The organism is Streptomyces sp. NPDC088766 (genome assembly GCF_044750845.1).
Taxonomy (GTDB): domain Bacteria; phylum Actinomycetota; class Actinomycetes; order Streptomycetales; family Streptomycetaceae; genus Streptomyces.
This window is the reverse complement of record NZ_JBIVKQ010000004.1, coordinates 209,973-229,763: the sequence shown is the minus strand read 5'-3', so window position 1 is coordinate 229,763 and position 19,791 is coordinate 209,973. Positions and strand designations below refer to the sequence as shown.

At 71.3% G+C, this 19,791-nt stretch carries 16 protein-coding genes; 4 read left to right on the top strand and 12 right to left on the bottom strand.

Going from position 1 to position 19,791, the window contains the following annotated elements:
* Positions 1-61 precede the first annotated feature (61 nt).
* The 3 genes from ACIP5W_RS08225 to ACIP5W_RS08215 all read left to right on the top strand — a co-directional run bounded on the left by ACIP5W_RS08225 (position 62) and on the right by ACIP5W_RS08215 (position 4,021).
* On the top strand, positions 62-1,657 hold the full coding sequence (locus tag ACIP5W_RS08225) for an AlkA N-terminal domain-containing protein (protein ID WP_401468994.1): 1,596 nt from the start codon (positions 62-64) through the stop codon (positions 1,655-1,657).
* 23 nt (positions 1,658-1,680) lie between these two features.
* Positions 1,681-2,187: a methylated-DNA--[protein]-cysteine S-methyltransferase gene (locus tag ACIP5W_RS08220; protein ID WP_401468516.1), complete on the top strand. Its 507-nt coding sequence runs from the start codon at positions 1,681-1,683 to the stop codon at positions 2,185-2,187.
* 271 nt (positions 2,188-2,458) lie between these two features.
* On the top strand, positions 2,459-4,021 hold the full coding sequence (locus ACIP5W_RS08215; RefSeq protein ID WP_401468513.1) for a right-handed parallel beta-helix repeat-containing protein: 1,563 nt from the start codon (positions 2,459-2,461) through the stop codon (positions 4,019-4,021).
* Positions 4,022-4,173: 152 nt separating this feature from the next.
* Here the strand turns inward: ACIP5W_RS08215 and ACIP5W_RS08210 are convergent, their stop codons facing one another.
* The 3 genes from ACIP5W_RS08210 to ACIP5W_RS08200 all read right to left on the bottom strand — a co-directional run bounded on the left by ACIP5W_RS08210 (position 4,174) and on the right by ACIP5W_RS08200 (position 6,912).
* Positions 4,174-4,911 carry an SIR2 family NAD-dependent protein deacylase gene (locus tag ACIP5W_RS08210; protein ID WP_401468510.1) on the bottom strand — a complete coding sequence of 246 codons (738 nt, stop codon included), beginning with the start codon at positions 4,909-4,911 and terminating at the stop codon, positions 4,174-4,176.
* Between the two features lie 367 nt (positions 4,912-5,278).
* Positions 5,279-5,770 (bottom strand): NUDIX domain-containing protein, encoded by a 492-nt coding sequence (locus ACIP5W_RS08205; protein ID WP_401468507.1) that lies wholly within the window; start codon positions 5,768-5,770, stop codon positions 5,279-5,281.
* Positions 5,771-5,835: 65 nt separating this feature from the next.
* A complete protein-coding gene (locus ACIP5W_RS08200) occupies positions 5,836-6,912 on the bottom strand; it encodes an ADP-ribosylglycohydrolase family protein (protein ID WP_401468504.1) in 1,077 nt (358 codons plus the stop codon).
* 241 nt (positions 6,913-7,153) lie between these two features.
* On the opposite strand from ACIP5W_RS08200, the gene ACIP5W_RS08195 reads away from it, so the two are divergent.
* Complete coding sequence (locus tag ACIP5W_RS08195; RefSeq protein ID WP_401468991.1) at positions 7,154-8,272, top strand: glycerate kinase; 1,119 nt, start codon at positions 7,154-7,156, stop codon at positions 8,270-8,272.
* A 177-nt stretch (positions 8,273-8,449) separates the two neighbouring features.
* On the opposite strand, the gene pssA is transcribed toward ACIP5W_RS08195, so the two are convergent.
* The 9 genes from pssA to ACIP5W_RS08150 form a co-directional block, all read right to left on the bottom strand.
* Positions 8,450-9,304 carry a CDP-diacylglycerol--serine O-phosphatidyltransferase gene (pssA, locus tag ACIP5W_RS08190; protein WP_401468501.1) on the bottom strand — a complete coding sequence of 285 codons (855 nt, stop codon included), beginning with the start codon at positions 9,302-9,304 and terminating at the stop codon, positions 8,450-8,452.
* Entirely contained in the window at positions 9,291-9,947 is a 657-nt protein-coding gene (locus tag ACIP5W_RS08185; protein WP_401468498.1) for a phosphatidylserine decarboxylase, read from the bottom strand. Before ACIP5W_RS08185 ends, pssA begins: the two co-directional genes overlap by 14 nt.
* A 170-nt stretch (positions 9,948-10,117) precedes the next feature.
* The gene (locus tag ACIP5W_RS08180) at positions 10,118-11,323 is read right to left on the bottom strand and encodes an acyl-CoA dehydrogenase family protein (protein WP_401468495.1); all 1,206 of its coding nucleotides are present in this window, start codon (positions 11,321-11,323) and stop codon (positions 10,118-10,120) included.
* Positions 11,324-11,325: 2 nt separating this feature from the next.
* Positions 11,326-11,838, bottom strand: a complete 513-nt coding sequence (locus ACIP5W_RS08175) for a MaoC family dehydratase (RefSeq protein ID WP_401468492.1) — start codon at positions 11,836-11,838, stop codon at positions 11,326-11,328.
* Positions 11,839-11,854: 16 nt separating this feature from the next.
* Positions 11,855-12,868: an HpcH/HpaI aldolase/citrate lyase family protein gene (locus ACIP5W_RS08170; RefSeq protein WP_401468489.1), complete on the bottom strand. Its 1,014-nt coding sequence runs from the start codon at positions 12,866-12,868 to the stop codon at positions 11,855-11,857.
* Entirely contained in the window at positions 12,865-14,892 is a 2,028-nt protein-coding gene (locus tag ACIP5W_RS08165) for a protein meaA (RefSeq protein WP_401468486.1), read from the bottom strand. The genes ACIP5W_RS08170 and ACIP5W_RS08165 overlap by 4 nt, the downstream gene beginning before the upstream one ends.
* 10 nt (positions 14,893-14,902) lie before the next feature.
* On the bottom strand, positions 14,903-16,240 hold the full coding sequence (gene ccrA, locus ACIP5W_RS08160) for a crotonyl-CoA carboxylase/reductase (protein ID WP_401468988.1): 1,338 nt from the start codon (positions 16,238-16,240) through the stop codon (positions 14,903-14,905).
* A gap of 462 nt (positions 16,241-16,702) precedes the next feature.
* On the bottom strand, positions 16,703-17,515 hold the full coding sequence (locus tag ACIP5W_RS08155) for a TetR family transcriptional regulator (RefSeq protein ID WP_398095697.1): 813 nt from the start codon (positions 17,513-17,515) through the stop codon (positions 16,703-16,705).
* 136 nt (positions 17,516-17,651) lie between these two features.
* Entirely contained in the window at positions 17,652-19,457 is a 1,806-nt protein-coding gene (locus ACIP5W_RS08150) for a 3-hydroxyacyl-CoA dehydrogenase family protein (protein WP_401468483.1), read from the bottom strand.
* Positions 19,458-19,791 lie beyond the last annotated feature (334 nt).

Sequence of the window (19,791 nt, the reverse complement as noted above, 5' to 3'; positions counted from 1 at the left end):
GTCGGATTCCCGCCAGCATGCGACAGGCCCGGTGGCCGATGCTGGACGCATGCTGAACGGGATGTACACCGACCGGGAGCGCTGTGTGCGCGCCGTGCAGTCCAAGGACGCGCGGTTCGACGGCTGGTTCTTCACAGCGGTCCTGACCACCGGCATCTACTGCCGGCCGAGCTGCCCGGTGGTGGCGCCGAAACCGGAGAACATGGTTTTCCACGCGAGCGCCGCGGCCTGTCAGCAGGCCGGGTTCCGGGCCTGCAAGCGCTGCCGGCCCGACACCAGCCCCGGCTCCCCGGAGTGGAACCGCCGCGCCGACCTCGTGGCCCGCGCCATGCGGCTGATCGCCGACGGTGTGGTCGACCGCGAGGGGGTGCCCGGCCTCGCCGGCCGCCTCGGCTACAGCACCCGCCAGGTCGAGCGCCAGCTCCTCGCGGAACTCGGCGCGGGCCCCCTCGCGCTGGCCCGCGCCCAGCGGGCCCAGACCGCCCGGTTGCTCGTCGAGTCCACCGAAATGCCCATGGCCGACGTGGCGTTCGCGGCGGGCTTCGCCTCCGTCCGCGCGTTCAACGACACCGTGCGCGAGGTCTTCGCCCTCTCCCCGACCGAGCTGCGCGCCCGCGTCCCGAAGCGGAACGCCGCCACCACGGCGGCCCTCCGCACCCCGACACCCCCCACCCCGACGTCCCGGCCCTCGACGGCCCAGCCCCCGACGTCCCTGAACCTGCCGACGCCGGGCACGCCGCCCGCCGGAACGTCCGCGACACCCACCGCCCCCGCCACCCTCCAGCTCCGCCTGCCGTTCCGCGCCCCCCTCCACCCCGACAACCTCTTCGGGCACCTCGCGGCGACCGCCGTGCCGGGCGTCGAGGAGTGGCGGGACGGGGCGTACCGGCGCACACTGCGGCTGCCGTACGGGCACGGGATCGTCGGGCTCACCCCGCGCCCCGACCACATCACCTGCCGGCTCACCCTCAGCGACCTGCGGGATCTCACCGTCGCCATCAGCCGCTGCCGGCGGTTGCTCGACCTGGACGCCGACCCCGTCGCCGTCGACGGGCAGTTGCGGACCGACCCGCTGCTCGCCCCGCTGGTGGACAAGGCGCCGGGCCGCCGCGTCCCGCGCACCGTGGACGAGGCGGAGCTCGCCGTGCGCGCGGTCCTCGGCCAGCAGGTGTCCACGGCGGCGGCCCGCACCCACGCGGCCCGTCTGGTCACCGCGCACGGGGACGCCGTCGACGACCCGGAGGGCGGCCTCACCCACCTCTTCCCGACGCCCGAGGCGCTCGCCGCCCTCGACCCCGCGTCCCTGGCGATGCCCCGCACCCGCCGTACGACGTTCACCACCCTCGTCGCCCAGCTCGCCGACGGCAGGCTGCGCCTGGGAGCGGAGTCCGACTGGTCCCAGGCCCGTGCCCGACTGCTGTCGCTGCCCGGTTTCGGCCCCTGGACGGTCGACGTCATCGCGATGCGCGCGCTCGGCGACCCCGACGCCTTCCTCCCCACCGATCTCGGAATCCGGCGCGCGGCCGAGGAGTTGGGCCTGCCGTCCACGCCGGCGGCGCTGACCGCCCGCGCGGCGGCGTGGCGCCCCTGGCGGGCGTACGCCGTCCAGTACCTGTGGGCGACCGGCAGCCACCCGGTCAACCAGCTGCCGGCCTGAGCGTGTTCACGAAGGGACGCATCATGAAGCAACACACCGTCATCGACAGCCCGTACGGACCTCTCACGCTCGTCGCCGACGACGGCGTCCTGTGCGGCCTCTACATGACCGAGCAGCGCCACCGCCCGGTGCAGGAGAGCTTCGGCTCCCGCGACGACACCGTCTTCGGCGCTGCCGAGGAACAGCTGGAGGCTTATTTCGCGGGCGAGCTGAAGGATTTCGCGCTCCCGCTGCGGCTGCACGGCACACCGTTCCAGCGCACGGTCTGGGAGGGGCTGCGGCAGATCCCCTACGGCGAGACCCGCACCTACGGTGAGCTGGCCGAGGTCCTCGGCCGGCCGACCGCCTCCCGCGCCGTGGGACTCGCCAACGGCCGGAACCCGATCGGCATCATCGTCCCCTGCCACCGTGTCGTCGGCGCGAACGGCAGCCTCACCGGTTACGGCGGCGGCCTGGAACGCAAGCGGCGGCTGCTGGACTTCGAGAGCGGAAGGGATGTGGCGGCGCTGTTCCAGCCGTTCCCGCGGTAGCACCCGCTGCACGGCTCCGGTCGGATCCCACGAGCCGACCCACCATCATTCATGTTCATGAGTCTGAACAACAATCACATGCACGGCCATTGACGCGCTCATGGCAAGCGCTTACTTTCCAGGTGTAAGCGCTTTCATCGCCTGTGCGCCGAGTCCGGTCGTCCGCCGTGTTCACCCCGTCGAACCAGCCGTATGGTCGCACCGGGCCCGCCGCAGGGCAAAGGGGTCAGCGAACCCTCGTCGGTAGAGCCGCAACCACCTGGAGAGAACGATGCAACGGAGACCCGTCATCGCGTGCGTCGGCCTGCTGGCCGGCACACTCGTCGCGTTGTCCGGCAACACGGCGCAGGCAGCGTCCACCCGCTACGAGGCAGAGACCTCGCCGGCGGTCTGCACCGGCACCATCGACTCCGACTGGGCCGGCTACTCCGGCAGCGGATTCTGCAACGCCACCAACGCGGTCGGCGCGTCGGCGCAGTTCACCGTGAACGCCTCCGCCGCCGGCACGGCGACACTGGGCGTCCGCTTCGCCAACGGGACCACCACCGCCCGGCCCGCCACCCTCACGGTGAACGGCTCGTCGGCCACCACGGTCTCCTTCGAGAGCACCGGCGCATGGGGCACATGGACGACGAAGACACTGTCGGTGCCGGTGACTTCGGGCAGCAACATCATCCGGCTCAGCCCCACCACGGCCGCCGGACTCCCCAACATCGACCACCTCGACGCCGAGGTCGGCACCACCACCCCGCCACCCTCGGCGAGCGCCCTCTACGTGGCGCCGAACGGCACCGACAGCGCCGCCGGCACCCAGGCGGCGCCCACCACGCTCACCTCGGCGATCAGCCGCATCACCCCCGGCGGCACCATCTACCTGCGCGGCGGAACGTACCGCCAGGCCCAGACGGTCACCATCCCGGCGGGCAACAACGGCACCGCCGCCGACCGCACGGAACTCCTCGCCTACCCCGGTGAGACGCCGGTCCTGAACTTCTCCGCCCAGACCGAGGACCCCGCCAACCGCGGCCTCGCCGTCAACGGGTCGTACTGGCACATCAAGGGGATCGTCGTCGAACGCGCCGGGGACAACGGCATCTTCGTCGGCGGCAGCAACAACGTCATCGAGCGCACGGTGACCCGCTTCAACCGCGACACGGGCCTGCAGCTCTCCCGGATGCTGTCCAGCACCCCCAGCAGCCAGTGGCCGTCGAACAACCTCATCCTGAGCGCGGAGTCGCACGACAACGCCGACTCCGACGGTGAGGACGCCGACGGCTTCGCCGCCAAGCTCACCACCGGTCCCGGAAACGTCTTCCGCTACGCCGTGTCCCACAACAACATCGACGACGGCTGGGACCTCTACACCAAGTCGGACACCGGCCCGATCGGCCCGGTGACCATCGAGGACTCCCTCGCCTACGACAACGGCACCCTCAGCGACGGCTCCCAGGCCGGCAACGGCGACCGCAACGGATACAAGCTCGGCGGCGAGGACATCGCGGTCGACCACGTCGTCCGGCGCAGCATCGCCTACCACAACGGCAAGCACGGCTTCACCTACAACAGCAACCCCGGCTCCATGACGGTGTCGGACAACATCAGCATCGACAACGCCCAGCGCAACTTCAACTTCGACGCCGGCACCTCGGTGTTCCGCAACAACACCTCCTGCCGCAGCGGCAGCGGCACCAACGACCGGATCATCGGCAGCGCCGACAGCACCAACCAGTTCTGGTCCGGCACGAACGGCTCCCGCTGCTCCTCCTACTCCGGGGCCCTGCACTGGTCCTACGCCCCGGACGGCCGACTGGTCGTCACCTTCGGCGCCGGCTAGGCCGTACGGGTACAAGCCGTACAGGTACAACAGGAAACCGGCCCGCACGTACGGCCCACTCCGACGCCCCGACGCCCCGACGCCCCGACGCCCCGACGCCCCGACGGCCTGCACCGGCCGCCGGGGCGTCACCGTCGGCCGGTGCAGGCCTTTCAGGAGCCGTCCCCGACGGCCAGTTCGCGCAGCACCTCGGGCAGGGCGGTGCCGATGGGCTCGCGGATCACCTCGTCGGCGATCTCGTCGTACGGGGTCGGCTCACCGTTGACGACGACCAGCCGGGCACCGTGGTCGACGGCGACCCCGGCCAGACCCGCCGCGGGGTGCACCAGGAGGCTGGTACCGACGGCGACGAAGACCTGGCAGGCCTTGGTGACGGCGAGGGCCTCGCCCAGCACCACCGGGTCGAGACGCTGGCCGAACATCACGGTCGCCGGCTTCAGGATGCCGCCGCACTCCAGGCACGGCGGATCGTCCTCGCCCGCCTCCACACGGGCCAGGGCGTCCTTCATCGGCCCGCGCACATGGCACCTGGTACACACGTAACTGCGTGCGCTGCCGTGCAGTTCGAGGACCTTGCGGGCGGGCAGCCCGGCGAGCTGGTGCAGGCCGTCCACGTTCTGGGTGATCACCCGCACCGGCACCCCGGAGCGCTCCAGCTCGACGACCGCGCGGTGGGCGGTGTTGGGTTCGGCCCGCAGCATCCGGTTCTCCCGCCGCATCCGCCAGGACCGCCGCCGGACGTCGGGATCGCCCATGTAGTGCTCGTAGGTGACCAGTTTCTCCGCCTGCGGATCCCGTCGCCACAGCCCGTCGGGGCCGCGGTAGTCGGGGATTCCCGAGTCCGTGGAGATACCGGCGCCGCTGAGGAGGGCGACGAGGGGCTTGGTCATGGTGCCGAGGGTAGGACGGGGGATCCGGGGCCCGCGAACGGATATCGGGCGGCCTCGTCCGGTGCCACCGTCCGGCCGTGGCCACGGCCGACATCTCCCTCCCCGCCGATCTCGTCGTCGAGGTCATGGTGCTCACCGGTGCGGGGAGCCCCCCGTGACGCCGTCGAACTCGTGGTGCGCGACCACCTCGAGCGCGGTCACCGCACCGGGGCGCGGACCGCCACCCGCGACGGGGCGCTGCGCGCGACGGGGCGCTGCGCGCGGTGGACGGCAAGCCGCGTGACCTGGCGGGCCGAGGCCCCCACGAGTACCCGGGCACTCCCCGAGAGGCACCCGGGGCACCCCGCGGCACCCGCGGGCCCGCCCGTCACGCCACCCGGTGGCCGTTCTCCAGCTCCGCCGTCCCCGAGCCGTCGGCCAGGACGTCCAGCGCGGCCAGCACCCGGTGGCCGAGCGTGCCCAGGAGGTGGTCGGTGATCTCCTCGCGCGGTACCAGCCGCCAGGACAGCAGCTCCTCCTCCTGGAGGCGGATCGCCTTGAGGTCCTCCTCGTCGAGGACTCCGCCGTCGTACACGTACGCCACCAGCGGTGGCCGGTCCCGGCCCTGCACCCAGTCCACGGCGAGCAGCCGTCCCGGTTCGCGGTCGAGGCCGATCTCCTCCAGCGTCTCGCGGCGCGCGCCCTGGCGCGGGGTCTCGCCGTCGCCGGACTCGATCGTGCCGCCCGGAAGCACCCACCCGGCGCGGTAGTTGGGCTCGACCAGCAGCACCCGCCCCCGCGCGTCCCGGAAGAGCGTGGCGGCGCCGGCCAGGACGCGGGGCAGCGAGGCGATGTACGCGGCGTAGTCAGTGGTGGTCACCCCCGAAGGGTATCCAGCGCCCGGCGCCGACCGGTGCCGCGCGCGGAGGCGGGCGACCGGCTCGGTCACGGGATGTCCGTCCCCACCAGCCGCAGTGTGCGCCCCGCGAGCTCGCTGATCCGCACCCCGTCGAAGCCGAACACGGCACTGCGCACGGTGTCCTCCAGCGGCTCCGTCCACTGGGCGGGGATCGCGGCCGCCCCGGTCAGCACCCCGGCCACGGACCCGGCCGTCGCCCCGTTCGAGTCGGTGTCCAGGCCGCCGCGCACGGTGAGGGCGATGGTGCGGGTGAAGTCCCCGTCGCCGTACAGCAGCCCGGCGGTGAGGACGGCGGCGTTCGGGACCGTGTGGATCCAGCCCAGGCCCGCCGTCTCCTCCGCCACCGTGCTGAGGGTGTCCTCCCAGCTCAGGCCGGTGCCGTGGAGGGAGGTGACCCGGCGCACGGTCCGGGCGAGGCGGCTGCTCGCCGGGATCACCGCCAGCGCCTCGTCCACGGCGTGCCGCACCGACGGCGCGGTGAACGCGGCCGACACCAGCGCCGCCGCCCACATCGCGCCGTAGACCCCGTTGCCGGTGTGCGACAGCACCGCGTCCCGGCGGGCCAACGCGGCGGCGCGGCGGGGCAGACCCGGGCTGGTCCACCCGTGGATGTCGGCGCGGATCAGGGCGCCGATCCATTCCTGGTACGGGTTGTCGTACGTCGCCGTCAGCGGCGGCTTCAGTCCGTTCGCGAGATTGCGGTAGGCCGCGCGCTCCGCGGTGAACGTCTGGAGGTACGGCAGCCGCAGCAGCCACAGATCGCCGACCTGCTCGGTGCTGAAGCCGAAGCCGTGGGTCTCCAGGAGGTCCAGGCCCAGGACGGCGTAGTCGACGTCGTCGTCGCGGCAGCTGCCGTGGACGCGGCCGCGGACGCACCGGCGCCACTCGGGGCGCAGCGGCGGCCCGTCGTGGCCGGGGGCCGGTTCGGGCAGGTAGTCGGTGAGCGGCAGGGCGTCCGCCCGCCGCAGGTAGCGGTCGATGCGCTCGCGCGTCCACAGGTCGCCCTGCTCGACCGGCTTGCCCAGCATGTTCCCGGCGATGCGGCCCAGCCAGCCCCCGAGGACGCGGTCGGCGAGTCCGGGCTCGTTGCCCACAGCGGTCATGCTTCCGGTCTACCCGATCCCGCGGCCTGCCGCGTCCCCGCGCGCTGCCCGTCCTGCCCGGCCCGGAGGGGGCCGGCGGCCGCGGGCGGTGGCGTCGTGGCCGTTCACGGCCCGGACAGGGCATGACGGCGGGGGCGCCCGCCGGTTAAGGTCGCAGCGGCGCGACTGGCCCCGATGCGCGTGGGCCCGGGAGAGCAAGGGGATGGAAGTGGCGGACGCTGGAGCGCGGGGCACTCGCAGGGTGCTCGTGGCCGCGGACAAGTTCAAGGGCTCGCTGACGGCCGTGGAGGTCGCCGAGCGGGTGACGGCCGGACTGCGCCGGGCCCTGCCGGAGGTCGAGGTCGAGGCCCTGCCGGTCGCCGACGGCGGCGACGGCACGGTCGCCGCCGCGGTCGCGGCCGGGTTCGAACGCCGGGAGGTACGGGTCGCGGGTCCCCTCGGGCAGGAGGTCACCGCCGCGTTCGCGCTGCGCGGCGACACCGCCGTGGTGGAGATGGCCGAGGCGAGCGGACTGCAACGGCTGCCGGCCGGTGTGTTCGCCCCGCTGACGGCCTCCACGTACGGCTCGGGCGAGCTGCTGCGGGCCGCGCTGGACGCGGGGGTGCGCACGATCGTGTTCGGGGTCGGCGGCAGCGCCACCACGGACGGCGGCGCGGGCATGCTGTCCGCGCTGGGCGCCCGCTTCCTGACCGCGGACGGCGAGCCCGTCCCACCGGGCGGCGGCGGCCTCGCGGACTTGGCGAGCGCGGACCTCTCCGGCCTCGACCCGCGCCTCGCCTCCGTGGAACTCGTCCTGGCCAGCGACGTCGACAATCCGCTGACCGGTCCGAAGGGCGCCCCGGCGGTCTACGGCCCGCAGAAGGGCGCCTCGCCGGACGACGTGGCGGCGCTGGACGCGGCGCTCGCGCACTACGCCGAGGTGCTGGAGACCTCGGTCGGGCCGCGCGCCGCCGAGTACGCCGCCGCGCCGGGGGCGGGCGCCGCGGGCGGCATCGGGTACGGCGCCCTGCTGCTCGGCGCCCGGTTCCGGGCCGGCATCGAGGTCATGCTCGACGTGCTGGGTTTCGCGCCGGCGCTGGAGCGGGCCGAGCTGGTGATCACCGGCGAGGGGTCCCTCGACGAGCAGACCCTGCACGGCAAGGCGCCCGCCGGGGTCGCCGCGGCGGCCCGCGCGGCCGGCAAGGAGGTCGTCGCGGTGTGCGGCCGCCTGGCGCTGCCGCCCGAGGTTCTGGGCCGGGCCGGCATCCGGCGGGCCTATCCGCTGACGGACGCCGAGCCGGACGTCGCCAGGTGCATCGCGGAGGCCGGCCCGATCCTGGAGCGGGTCGCCGAGCGGATCGGCCGGGACTTCCTGACCTGACCCGACCCGACCTGACTCGACCCGACCCGACCCGACCTGACTCGACCTGGCCCGACCGATCTGCCACGAGGTGGTGAGACCGGACGGGTCCGGGGCGTGGCGCGCGCCCCGGCACGCGAAACGGGTGTGGCCCGGACCTCGAGGGTCCGGGCCACACCCGTTGGCGGGGGATGAGGACTACGGCAGCTGTGCCGCCCGCGCCTCGCGCCGGTTGCCGCGGAAGTTGTTCACCCGGCGGGCCGTGGCGAACAGCGGGATGACCGCGCCCATGACCAGCTGGAGCGCGCAACCCGTCTGGAGAAGCAGCTGGCCACCGGGGGCGTCGAAGGCCCAGGCGGTCAGCAGACCCATCGACAGCACGATCCAGCCGAGCATCGCGCCGGCCAGGCGGCCCCGCGGCTTCGGGTACTCCACCCGGCTCACCATCAGCCAGGCGGTGCCCAGAATGGCGAGGAGCGTCGCCACGAAGGGCAGCTCAAGCAGCACGATCGAGACGACCGTCAGCGCTCCGAACGGTGACGGCATTCCCTGGAACATGCCGTTCGTCGGTGTCACGCAGGAGAAGCGCGCGAGTCTGAGCACCACCGCCAGCAGGACGACGATCGCCCCGACCGCGGCGACCCGCTGGTAGGCGTCGTCCGCCACCATGCCGTAGACGAGGACGAAGTACGCCGGTGCCAGGCCGAAGCTGATCAGGTCGGAGAGGTTGTCCAGCTCCGCGCCCATCGGCGACGAGCGCAGCTTGCGCGCGACCAGGCCGTCGAACAGGTCGAAGACCGCCGCGCACAGCATCAGGATGACCGCCGTGGCCGCGCTGTTGCGCGCCATGCCGGATTCCTGGCTGTCGGTGAGGTGCGGGATGAGGATGCCGGTGGTGGTGAAGTACACCGCCATGAATCCGCACGTGGCGTTGCCGAGGGTGAGGGTGTCGGCTATCGACAGGCGGAGGGAGAGGGGCATCTCCTCCTCTTCGTCCGCCTCGTCGGCCTCGGGCACCCAGCCCGCCTGGGTCTCTGGGTCAATCACGGTCAATGCGAGTCACCCCCGCCATGGTCTTCTGGCCCACCTCGACCGCGACGTCCACGCCCTCGGGCAGGTAGATGTCGACGCGGGAGCCGAAGCGGATCAGGCCGATCCGCTCGCCCTGCTCGACCTTCGTGCCCTCGGGGATGTAGGGGACGATGCGGCGGGCGACGGCTCCGGCGATCTGGATCATCTCGATGTCACCGAGCTCGGTGTCGAAGTGCCAGACGACGCGCTCGTTGTTCTCGCTCTCCTTGTTGAAGGCCGGCACGAACCCGCCCGGGATGTGCTCGACCGACGTCACCGTGCCGGCCAGCGGGGCGCGGTTGACGTGGACGTTGAGCGGGCTCATGAAGATCGCGACCCGGGTCCGTCCGTCCTTCCACGGCATGATGCTCTGCACCACACCGTCGGCGGGGGAGATGACCCTGCCGGACGCGATCTCGCGCTCGGGGTCGCGGAAGAACCACAGCATGCCCGCCGCGAGAGCGGTGGCGGGCACGGCGACGGCCTTGGCGACACCCGAGCGGCGGGCGCGGACCAGGCTGACGGCGGCGGTGGCGACGGTCGGGAGGAGCCACGGCGATGCTCCGCGCGCAAGGCGTACGCCGGCCAGGCTGTCGCGAGGTGCAGAGGTTTGGCTGTGGGGCATGGATGACCTTCGTAGCGAATGATGCCGCGCTTCGACAGGGGGACGGCGGCTTTCCCGCGATCGTAGCGGTTCGGGGCCGTAACTGGGTAAGCCAGGAAGCCGAGTCGACGGCGTGAGGTGGTTGACGGGGTGTGATCTTCTTCTCGAAGAAAACACCCCCAACCGGACATCTAGCCCTGGAATCGATACTCTTCGAGCAGCCTGCGCCCGATGATCATCTTCTGGATCTCGGCCGTACCTTCACCGATGAGCAGCATCGGGGCCTCCCGGTAGAGGCGCTCGATCTCGTACTCCTTGGAGAAGCCGTAGCCGCCGTGGATCCGGAAGGCGTCCTCCACGACCTCCTTGCAGTACTCGGAGGCGAGATACTTCGCCATCCCTGCCTCGAGGTCGTTTCGTTCTCCGGAGTCCTTTTTGCGTGCGGCGTTCACCATCATGGCATGGGCGGCCTCGACCTTGGTAGCCATCTCGGCCAGCTTGAACTGAATGGCCTGGTGCTGGGCGATCGCCTTGCCGAAGGTGTGCCGCTGCTGGGCGTAGCCCACACCCAGTTCGAAGGCACGCCGGGCGACGCCGCAGCCACGCGCGGCGACGTTGACGCGGCCGACCTCCACGCCGTCCATCATTTGGTAAAAACCGCGGCCGGTGACCCCGCCGAGCACCCGGTTCGCGGGAACGCGCAGGCCGTCCATGATCAGCTCGGTGGTGTCGACGCCCTTGTAGCCCATCTTGTCGATCTTGCCCGGGATGGTGAGGCCGGGGCGGACCTCGCCGAAGCCGGGCTCCTTCTCGATCAGGAAGGTGGTCATCGACTTGTGGGGCGCCGTGCCCTCGGGGTGTCCTTCGTCACTTCGCACCAGGACGGCCACGAGGGACGACGTGCCGCCGTTCGTCAGCCACATCTTCTGGCCGTTGAGGACGTACTCGTCACCGTCCTTCACCGCCTTGGAGGAGATGGCGGACACGTCCGAGCCGAGGGCCGGCTCCGACATGGAGAAGGCGCCCCGGACGTCGCCGGCCGCCATGCGCGGCAGGAAGTGGTCCTTCTGCTCCTGCGTGCCGTGCTGCTTGAGCATGTACGCCACGATGAAGTGCGTGTTGATGATGCCGGAGACCGACATCCAGCCGCGGGCGATCTCCTCGACGCACAGGGCGTACGTCAGGAGCGACTCGCCGAGGCCGCCGTACTCCTCGGGGATCATCAGGCCGAACAGGCCCAGCTCCTTGAGGCCGTCGACGATGGCCTGCGGGTACTCGTCGCGGTGCTCCAGCTCGGTCGCGACCGGGATGATCTCCTTGTCCACGAAGTCGCGGACGGTGGAGAGGATCTCCTGCTGGATGTCGGTCAGACCGGCGGTCTGGGCGAGTCGCGCCATGGCTACTTCTCCTGCTCCTCGAGCCGGGGGCGGCCGGGCTGCTCGCCGCCGCGCTCCTTGATGTACGTCTCGGTCGGCACCATCACCTTGCGGCGGAACACGCACACGAGCGTGCCGTCCTGCTTGTAGCCCTTGGTCTCGACGTGCACGATCCCGCGGTCGTTCTTCGACTTCGACGGCCACTTGTCGAGCACGGTCGTCTCGCCGTAGACCGTGTCGCCGTGGAAGGTCGGCGCCACGTGCCTCAGCGACTCGATCTCCAGGTTGGCGATCGCCTTGCCGGAGACGTCCGGCACGGACATGCCGAGCAGCAGGGAGTAGATGTAGTTCCCGACGACGACGTTCCTGCCGAAGTCCGTCGTCCTCTCCGCATAGTTCGCGTCCATGTGGAGCGGGTGGTGGTTCATGGTGAGGAGGCAGAACAGGTGGTCGTCGTACTCGGTGACCGTCTTTCCCGGCCAGTGCTTGTACGTCGCCCCGACCTCGAACTCCTCGTAGGTGCGTCCGAACTGCATCGCGCTCAGCGCCCTTCTAGTCGGTGGGGATCTCGAACTTGCTGGTGCGCTGCATGCCCGCCGCGCGCCCCTTGCCGGAGACGACCAGGGCCATCTTGCGGCTGGCCTCGTCGATCATCTCGTCGCCGAGCATCGCCGAGCCCTTCCTGCCGCCCGCCTCGGACGTGTAGTAGTCGTACGCGTCCAGGATCAGCTCGGCGTGGTCGTAGTCCTCCTGGGACGGCGAGAAGATCTCGTTGGACGCCTCGACCTGACCCGGGTGCAGCACCCACTTGCCGTCGAAGCCGAGCGCGGCGGCGCGCCGTGCGACCTCGCGGTAGCCGTCGACGTTGCGGATCTGGAGGTAGGGGCCGTCGATGGCCTGGAGGTCGTTGGCGCGGGCGGCCATCAGGATCTTCATCAGGATGTAGTGGTAGGCGTCCGCCGGGTAGCCGGGCGGCTGCTCGCCCACGACCAGCGACTTCATGTTGATCGACGCCATGAAGTCGGCGGGGCCGAAGATGATCGTCTCGATGCGCGGGGAGGCCTGCGCGATCTCGTTGACGTTGTTGAGGCCCTGGGCGTTCTCGATCTGCGCCTCGATGCCGATGCGGCCGGCCTCGAAGCCCATCGTCTTCTCGATCTGGGTCAGCAGCAGGTCGAGGGCGACGACCTGCTGGGCGTTCTGCACCTTCGGCAGCATGATGCAGTCGAGGTTCGGACCCGCGCCCTCGACGACCGTGACGACGTCGCGGTACGTCCACTCGGTCGTCCAGTCGTTGACGCGCACGACCCTCGTCTTCCCCGTCCAGTCGCCCTCGTTGAGGAACTTGACGATGGTGTGCCGCGCCTCGGGCTTGGCGAGCGGCGCGCACGCGTCCTCCAGGTCGAGGAAGACCTGGTCCGCCGGGAGGCCCTGCGCCTTCTCCAGGAAGCGGGGATTGCTGCCCGGAACCGCGAGGCACGAGCGGCGGGGACGCAGACGGTTGAAAGTGCGCGCGGCGGAGCCGCCCGCCGGAAGGGCGGTGGTGGGTGACGGGTGGGGGGTCATGCGGGGACCTCCAGGGGGTCGAGCTTGTTCGCTTTCCGGATCTCGTCGACGATGCGGCCGATGATTCCGGTGATGTCGAAGTCCTTCGGGGTGAAGACCGCGGCCACGCCGGCAGCCCTGAGCTGTTCGGCATCTCCATTCGGGATGATGCCACCGGCGATCACCGGGATGTCTGTGGCACCGGCCACACGCAGCCGTTCGAGGACGTCGGGCACCAGCTGGGCGTGCGATCCGGACAGGATCGACAGGCCGACCGCGTGCACGTCCTCGGCGACGGCCGCGTCCACGATCTGCTCGGGCGTCAGCCGGATGCCCTGGTAGACCACCTCGAAGCCGGCGTCACGCGCGCGTACGGCGATCTGCTCGGCGCCGTTGGAGTGCCCGTCCAGGCCCGGCTTGCCGACCAGGAAGCGCAGCTTGCCGACGCCCATGTCCTTCGCGGTCACGTCGACCCTGCGGCGGACGTCGGCCATGGCCGAGCCCTCTTCGGCCGGCACCGCCACCGGCGCCGACGACACACCGGTCGGGGCACGGAACTCGCCGAACACCTCGCGCAGCGCCCCGGCCCACTCACCGGTCGTGACCCCGGCGCGGGCGCACTCCAGGGTGGCCTCCATGAGGTTGGCGGTGCCCTTGGCGGCCTCCTTCAGCTTCTCCAGCGCCTTGCAGGGGCGCGGGTGGTTGAAGGGCGGCTGGTAGCGCGTGTCGCGCCAGTTCCGGAGGGAGGCGACGACCCGGGCCTCGACCGCCGGATCGACCGTCTGGACGGCCGTGCCGAGATCCGCGGTGAGCGGGTTGGGCTCCGTCGCCTGGAAGACGTTGACGCCGACGATCTTCTCCTGGCCCGACTCGATGCGGCCCCTGCGCTCGGCGTGCGAGGACACCAGCTGCGACTTGAGGTAGCCGGACTCGACGGCGGCCATCGCGCCGCCCATCTCCTGGATCCGCTCGATCTCCGTGAGCGACTCCTCGACCAGCTCGCCCACCTTCGCCTCGATCACCTTCGAGCCCTCGAAGATGTCGTCGTACTCCAGCAGGTCGCTCTCGTAGGCCAGCACCTGCTGCATGCGCAGCGACCACTGCTGGTCCCAGGGGCGGGGCAGGCCCAGGGCCTCGTTCCAGGCCGGAAGCTGCACGGCACGCGCGCGTGCGTCCTTGGACAGGGTCACGGCCAGCATCTCCAGCACGATCCGCTGGACGTTGTTCTCCGGCTGCGCCTCGGTCAGTCCGAGCGAGTTGACCTGGACGCCGTAGCGGAAGCGGCGGTGCTTGGGGTCCTCGATGCCGTACCGCTCGCGCGTGATGCGGTCCCAGATGCGGCCGAAGGCGCGCATCTTGCACATCTCCTCGACGAAGCGGACGCCCGCGTTGACGAAGAAGGAGATGCGGCCGACGACGTCGCCCATGCGCTCCTGCGGCACCTGGCCGCTGTCGCGGACCGCGTCCAGCACGGCGATCGCCGTCGACATCGCGTACGCGATCTCCTGGACCGGCGTGGCGCCCGCCTCCTGCAGGTGGTAGCTGCAGATGTTGATCGGGTTCCACTTCGGCAGGTGGGAGACCGTGTACGCGATCATGTCGGTCGTCAGGCGCAGGCTCGGCTCCGGCGGGAACACGTGCGTGCCGCGGGACAGGTACTCCTTGACGATGTCGTTCTGGGTCGTGCCCTGGAGCCGGGTGATGTCCGCACCCTGCTCCTCGGCGACGACCTGGTAGAGCGCCAGCAGCCACATGGCGGTGGCGTTGATGGTCATCGAGGTGTTCATCTGCTCCAGGGGGATGTCCTGGAACAGCCGGCGCATGTCACCGAGGTGGGCCACCGGCACGCCGACCCGGCCGACCTCGCCGCGGGCGAGGACGTGGTCGGAGTCGTAGCCGGTCTGCGTCGGCAGGTCGAACGCCACCGACAGGCCCGTCTGGCCCTTGGCGAGGTTGCGCCGGTACAGCTCGTTGGACGCCTCTGCCGTGGAGTGGCCGGCGTAGGTCCGCATCAACCACGGCCGGTCCTTCTGACGCTCGCTCATACGACGCCCCTCAGATGTTGCGGAAGCGGTTGATGGCGTCGATGTGCCGGGCGCGCTTCTCCTCGTCGCGCACACCCAGGCCCTCCTCGGGGGCCAGGCACAGCACGCCGACCTTGCCCTGGTGGAGGTTGCGGTGCACGTCGTGGGCGGCCTGGCCGGTCTCCTCCAGGGAGTAGACCTTCGACAGGGTCGGGTGGATCTTGCCCTTGGCGATGAGGCGGTTGGCCTCCCAGGCCTCGCGGTAGTTCGCGAAGTGCGAGCCGATGATCCGCTTCAGCGACATCCACAGGTAGCGGTTGTCGTACTCGTGCATGTAGCCCGAGGTCGAGGCGCAGGTGGTGATGGTGCCGCCCTTGCGGGTGACGTAGACGCTCGCGCCGAAGGTCTCGCGGCCCGGGTGCTCGAAGACGATGTCGATGTCCTCGCCGCCGGTGAGTTCGCGGATGCGCTTGCCGAAGCGCTTCCACTCCTTCGGGTCCTGGGTGTGCTCGTCCTTCCAGAACCTGTAGTCCTCGGCGTTGCGGTCGATGATCGCCTCGGCGCCCATCGCCCGGCAGATGTCCGCCTTCTGCGGCGAGGAGACGACACAGATCGGGTTGGCGCCGCCGGCCAGCGCGAACTGCGTGGCGTAGGAGCCGAGTCCGCCGCTGGCGCCCCAGATCAGGACGTTGTCGCCCTGCTTCATCCCGGCGCCGTTGCGCGAGACGAGCTGCCGGTAGGCGGTGGAGTTGACCAGGCCCGGGGCGGCGGCCTCCTCCCAGCTGAGGTGGTCCGGCTTGGGCATCAGCTGGTTGGACTTGACCAGCGCGATCTCGGCGAGGCCGCCGAAGTTGGTCTCGAAGCCCCAGATGCGCTGCTCGGGGTCGAGCATCGTGTCGTTGTGGCCGTCCGAGGACTCCAGCTCGACCGACAGGCAGTGCGCGACGACCTCGTCACCGGGCTTCCAGGAGTTGACGCCGGGGCCGGTGCGCAGGACGACGCCCGCGAGGTCGGAGCCGATGATGTGGTACGGCAGGTCGTGGCGCTTGGTCAGCTCGCTGAGCCGGCCGTAGCGCTCCAGGAAGCCGAACGTCGACAGCGGTTCGAAGATCGACGTCCACACGGAGTTGTAGTTGACCGAGGAGGCCATCACGGCCACCAAGGCCTCGCCCGGGCCGAGTTCCGGCACCGGCACGTCGTCCAGGTGGATCGACTTCCGGGGGTCCTTGTCGCGGGTGGCGAGCCCCGCGAACATCTCCGTCTCGTCCTTGTGCACGGTGATCGCGCGGTACGACTCGGGGAGCGGCAGAGCGGCGAAGTCGTCGGGGGTCGAGTCCGGCGACTGGATCGCGTCCAGGATGTCCTTCACGGTCACGGTGTTGCCTCCGGCGGTGAGCGCCCTGAGGGAGGGGCGCCGATGGTTGCGTCGGTGCTGCTGAGGGTGGGTAGGGGTGTGCCGTCGGTTCGGCGGGTGGTGCTGTGCGGCGGCGCTTTGTGGCGCGGGAGGTTGCCTGTGACGCAGGCGTCCGGGCGCGCGAGCCGGGGGTCCCCCCGGCCGGTGGGGCGCTGGGGGAGGGCTTGCGGGGACAGCCGACGTACGAAAGGTCTCTGCACGCCGGCCGCCCGGACACCTTCAACGTATGACACCGCGTGTCACCCTGCAAGGCACTGAGTGCCAGAACTTCGCCTCAGATGAAATCTTTACGTAACAAATGAGCGATGATCGATCGAACGGGCTCGGAAATCCACGTGAAAAGGGGCTCTGACATGCCAAAACGGCCACCCGGTGGGGTGGCCGTCGTCACAGCGTCATGGGCTCGCGCGGGGCGGTTCAGCGCTCCTTGAGGGCCTGCTCGATGGTCCGCATCACCTCGTGCAGCGGGGCGTCGGTGCGGGCGACCGTCACCAGGACCTCGCCCTGCTCGGAGACCGCCGCGGCGGCCGGACGCGCCCCGGCGGTGCTGCGTCCGGCGCCGATACCGGTGCCGAACGTCTTCCGCACGATCCCGAAGGCGTGGTCGAGCTGGGCCTCGACGTCGCCCTGGCCGCCGGCCCGCAGCCAGCGCCGCAGGACGTGGTTGTGGGCGGTGACCACCGCGGAGGCGGCGACCTCGGCCAGCAGCGGGTCGTCGTTGGCGTCGTCGTCGTGGGCGTGCTCGTCGAAGTGACCCAGCAGGTAACGGGTGAAGAGACGCTCGTAGCGCGCCACCGACGCGATCTCCGCCTCGCGCAGGGTGGGCACCTCACGGGTCAGCTTGTAGCGGGCGACCGAGATCTCCGGCCGGGCCGCGTACATCCTCATCACTTCCTTGATGCCGCGGCACACCGTGTCGAGCGGGTGCTCGTGCGCGGGAGCCGCGTTCAGCACCGCCTCGGCACGGATCAGGGTGTCGTCGTGATCGGGGAAGATCGCCTCTTCCTTGGAGCGGAAGTGACGGAAGAAGGTCCGGCGGGCGACCCCGGCCGCGGCCGCGATCTCGTCGACGGTGGTGGCCTCGTACCCCTTGGTCGCGAACAGCTCCATCGCGGCAGCCGCCAGTTCGCGGCGCATCTTGAGCCGCTGGGCCGCCGCGCGGGAGCCGGCGGCACTCTCCGGCGCGTCGGGCGTGGCTGGTGTACGTGAGGACTTGGCGGGCTGGGGCATGCCCTGAACGTACTGCATGTGCGCAGCTCGGTGCGCGTGTCCGGGGCCTCCCCCGCCCCACGCGGGCGGGGGAGGGGCCGCCGGTCCGAGCAGCCCGCCCCAGTCCTCACCGGCCCCGAACCGGTCGCCGACGCCGTCAGCGGCGGGCATGTTCGCGGAAGCCACGGCCCGTCTTGCGGCCGAGGCAGCCCGCGGCCACCAGGTGCTCCAGGAGCGGCGCCGGGGCCAGCCCCGGGTCGCGGAACTCACGGTGCAGGACCTTCTCGATCGCCAGCGAGACGTCCAGTCCGACGACGTCCAGCAGCTCGAAGGGGCCCATCGGATAGCCGCCGCCCAGCTTCATCGCCGCGTCGATGTCGTCGAGCGACGCGTAGTGCTCCTGCACCATCTTGATCGCGTTGTTGAGGTACGGGAACAGCAGGGCGTTCACGATGAAGCCCGCCCGGTCGCCGCAGTCCACGGCGTGCTTCCTCACCCTGCCGCAGACCTCGTGGACCGTTGCGTGGACGTCCTCGGCCGTCAGCACCGTGCGGACGACCTCGACCAGCTTCATCGCGGGCGCCGGGTTGAAGAAGTGCATGCCGATCACGTCCTGCGGACGCGAGGTGGCGCGGGCCAGCGCGACGACCGGCAGCGAGGAGGTGGTCGTGGCCAGCACCGCGCCCGGCCTGCACACCTTGTCCAGTGCCGCGAACAGCTGCCGCTTGACGTCCAGGTCCTCGGCGACCGCCTCGACGGCCAGGTCGACGTCGGCGAAGGCGTCGTAGGAGCCTGCCGGGGTGATCCGCTCCAGCGTCTGCGCAGCGGCCTCGGCGGTGAGCCGGCCCTTGTCCACGGAACGCGCGAGGGACTTGCCGATCCGGGCCCTGGCCGTCTGCGCCTTCTCCTCGCTGCGGGCGGCCAGGACGACGTCGTAGCCCGCCTTCGCGAACACCTCGGCGATGCCGGAGGCCATCGTGCCCGAGCCGGCGACGCCGACGGTGCGCACCGGACGGCCGGGGGTGCCGGACGCGCCGCCGGCGGGCGTCAGCGCGTCCGGCACGACCGTCGCGCTGCCGGGGGCGTCGTAGGTGTAGAAGCCGCGGCCCGACTTGCGGCCGGTCAGGCCCGCCTCGCCGAGCTGCTTGAGGATCGGCGCGGGGGCGTGCAGCCGGTCGTGGGACTCGGCGTACATGGCCTCCAGGACCGTCCGCGCGGTGTCGACGCCGATCAGGTCGAGCAGCGCGAGCGGGCCCATCGGCAGACCGCAGCCGAGCCGCATCGCGGCGTCGATGTCCTCACGGGAGGCGTACTTCGCCTCGTACATCGCGGCGGCCTGGTTGAGGTAGCCGAACAGCAGCCCGTCCGCGACGAAACCGGGGCGGTCCCCGACCGCCACCGGCTCCTTGCCCAGGTCGAGGGCGAGGTCGGTGACCGCGGCGACGGCGGCGGGGGCGGTCAGCACCGAGGAGACGACCTCGACCAGCTTCATCGCCGGCGCCGGGTTGAAGAAGTGCAGGCCGAGCACCCGCTCGGGGCGCGCCGAGTCGGCGGCGAGCCGGGTGACGGACAGCGCGTTGGTGCCGGTCGCCAGGATCGCCTCGGGCCGCACGATCCCGTCCAGCTCCCGGAAGATCTGCTGCTTGATCTCGTACGACTCCGGCGCCACCTCGATGACCAGGTCGGCGTCGGCCGCCGCCGCGAGGTCGGTGGAGGTACGGATCCGGGCGAGGGCGTCGGTGCGCTCCCGACCGGTGAGCCGGCCGCGCTCCACGGCGCGGGCGGTGGCGGCCTCCAGGGCGGCGAACGACCGCGCGGCCTGGGCCTCGCTGACGTCGATGCCGATCACGGTGCGGCCGGCCTTGGCCAGGACCTCGGCGATGCCGGTGCCCATGGTGCCGAGACCGACGACGGCGATCGTCCGCAGGTCGGAGAGGGGGGCGGGGGACAGGGGAGTGGCCATGGCGGGACTCCAGGAATGAGGGTGACGACTGGAAGCGGCCCCGGGTGCGCCCGGCGGCCCCGAAGGGCGGGCCGGACGCACCGGGGGTGCGTGAAGAGGAGTGCTCGGTGCGGGTGTTGCCGGGCTGCGAGCGCACACGCCCGGGGCCGTCACAGCGGACGTGCACACGTCCGGGGAACGGTGATGACGACCGGCCCTGTCCCGTGGCCGGGCGAAGCGGTACCTGGGGTACCGAACCGACTCCGTCGCGGCGGCTGCGTCACCAGGCCGTCACGAACGGGGGTGCGAGTGGGTAACTCGCTCGTATGAGCTTAACCGGTGGGTAACGAGCGCG

Excerpts from the sequence above, each read along its gene's own strand:
- ACIP5W_RS08225 (WP_401468994.1), top strand. The coding sequence starts at position 62 with ATGTACACCGACCGGGAGCGCTGTGTGCGCGCCGTGCAGTCCAAGGAC.
- ACIP5W_RS08220 (WP_401468516.1), top strand. The coding sequence starts at position 1,681 with ATGAAGCAACACACCGTCATCGACAGCCCGTACGGACCTCTCACGCTC.
- ACIP5W_RS08215 (WP_401468513.1), top strand. The coding sequence starts at position 2,459 with ATGCAACGGAGACCCGTCATCGCGTGCGTCGGCCTGCTGGCCGGCACA.
- ACIP5W_RS08210 (WP_401468510.1), bottom strand. The coding sequence starts at position 4,911 with ATGACCAAGCCCCTCGTCGCCCTCCTCAGCGGCGCCGGTATCTCCACG.
- ACIP5W_RS08200 (WP_401468504.1), bottom strand. The coding sequence starts at position 6,912 with ATGACCGCTGTGGGCAACGAGCCCGGACTCGCCGACCGCGTCCTCGGG.
- ACIP5W_RS08185 (WP_401468498.1), bottom strand. The coding sequence starts at position 9,947 with ATGCCCCACAGCCAAACCTCTGCACCTCGCGACAGCCTGGCCGGCGTA.
- ACIP5W_RS08180 (WP_401468495.1), bottom strand. The coding sequence starts at position 11,323 with ATGGCGCGACTCGCCCAGACCGCCGGTCTGACCGACATCCAGCAGGAG.
- ACIP5W_RS08175 (WP_401468492.1), bottom strand. The coding sequence starts at position 11,838 with ATGCAGTTCGGACGCACCTACGAGGAGTTCGAGGTCGGGGCGACGTAC.
- ACIP5W_RS08170 (WP_401468489.1), bottom strand. The coding sequence starts at position 12,868 with ATGACCCCCCACCCGTCACCCACCACCGCCCTTCCGGCGGGCGGCTCC.
- ACIP5W_RS08165 (WP_401468486.1), bottom strand. The coding sequence starts at position 14,892 with ATGAGCGAGCGTCAGAAGGACCGGCCGTGGTTGATGCGGACCTACGCC.
- ACIP5W_RS08155 (WP_398095697.1), bottom strand. The coding sequence starts at position 17,515 with ATGCCCCAGCCCGCCAAGTCCTCACGTACACCAGCCACGCCCGACGCG.
- ACIP5W_RS08150 (WP_401468483.1), bottom strand. The coding sequence starts at position 19,457 with ATGGCCACTCCCCTGTCCCCCGCCCCCCTCTCCGACCTGCGGACGATC.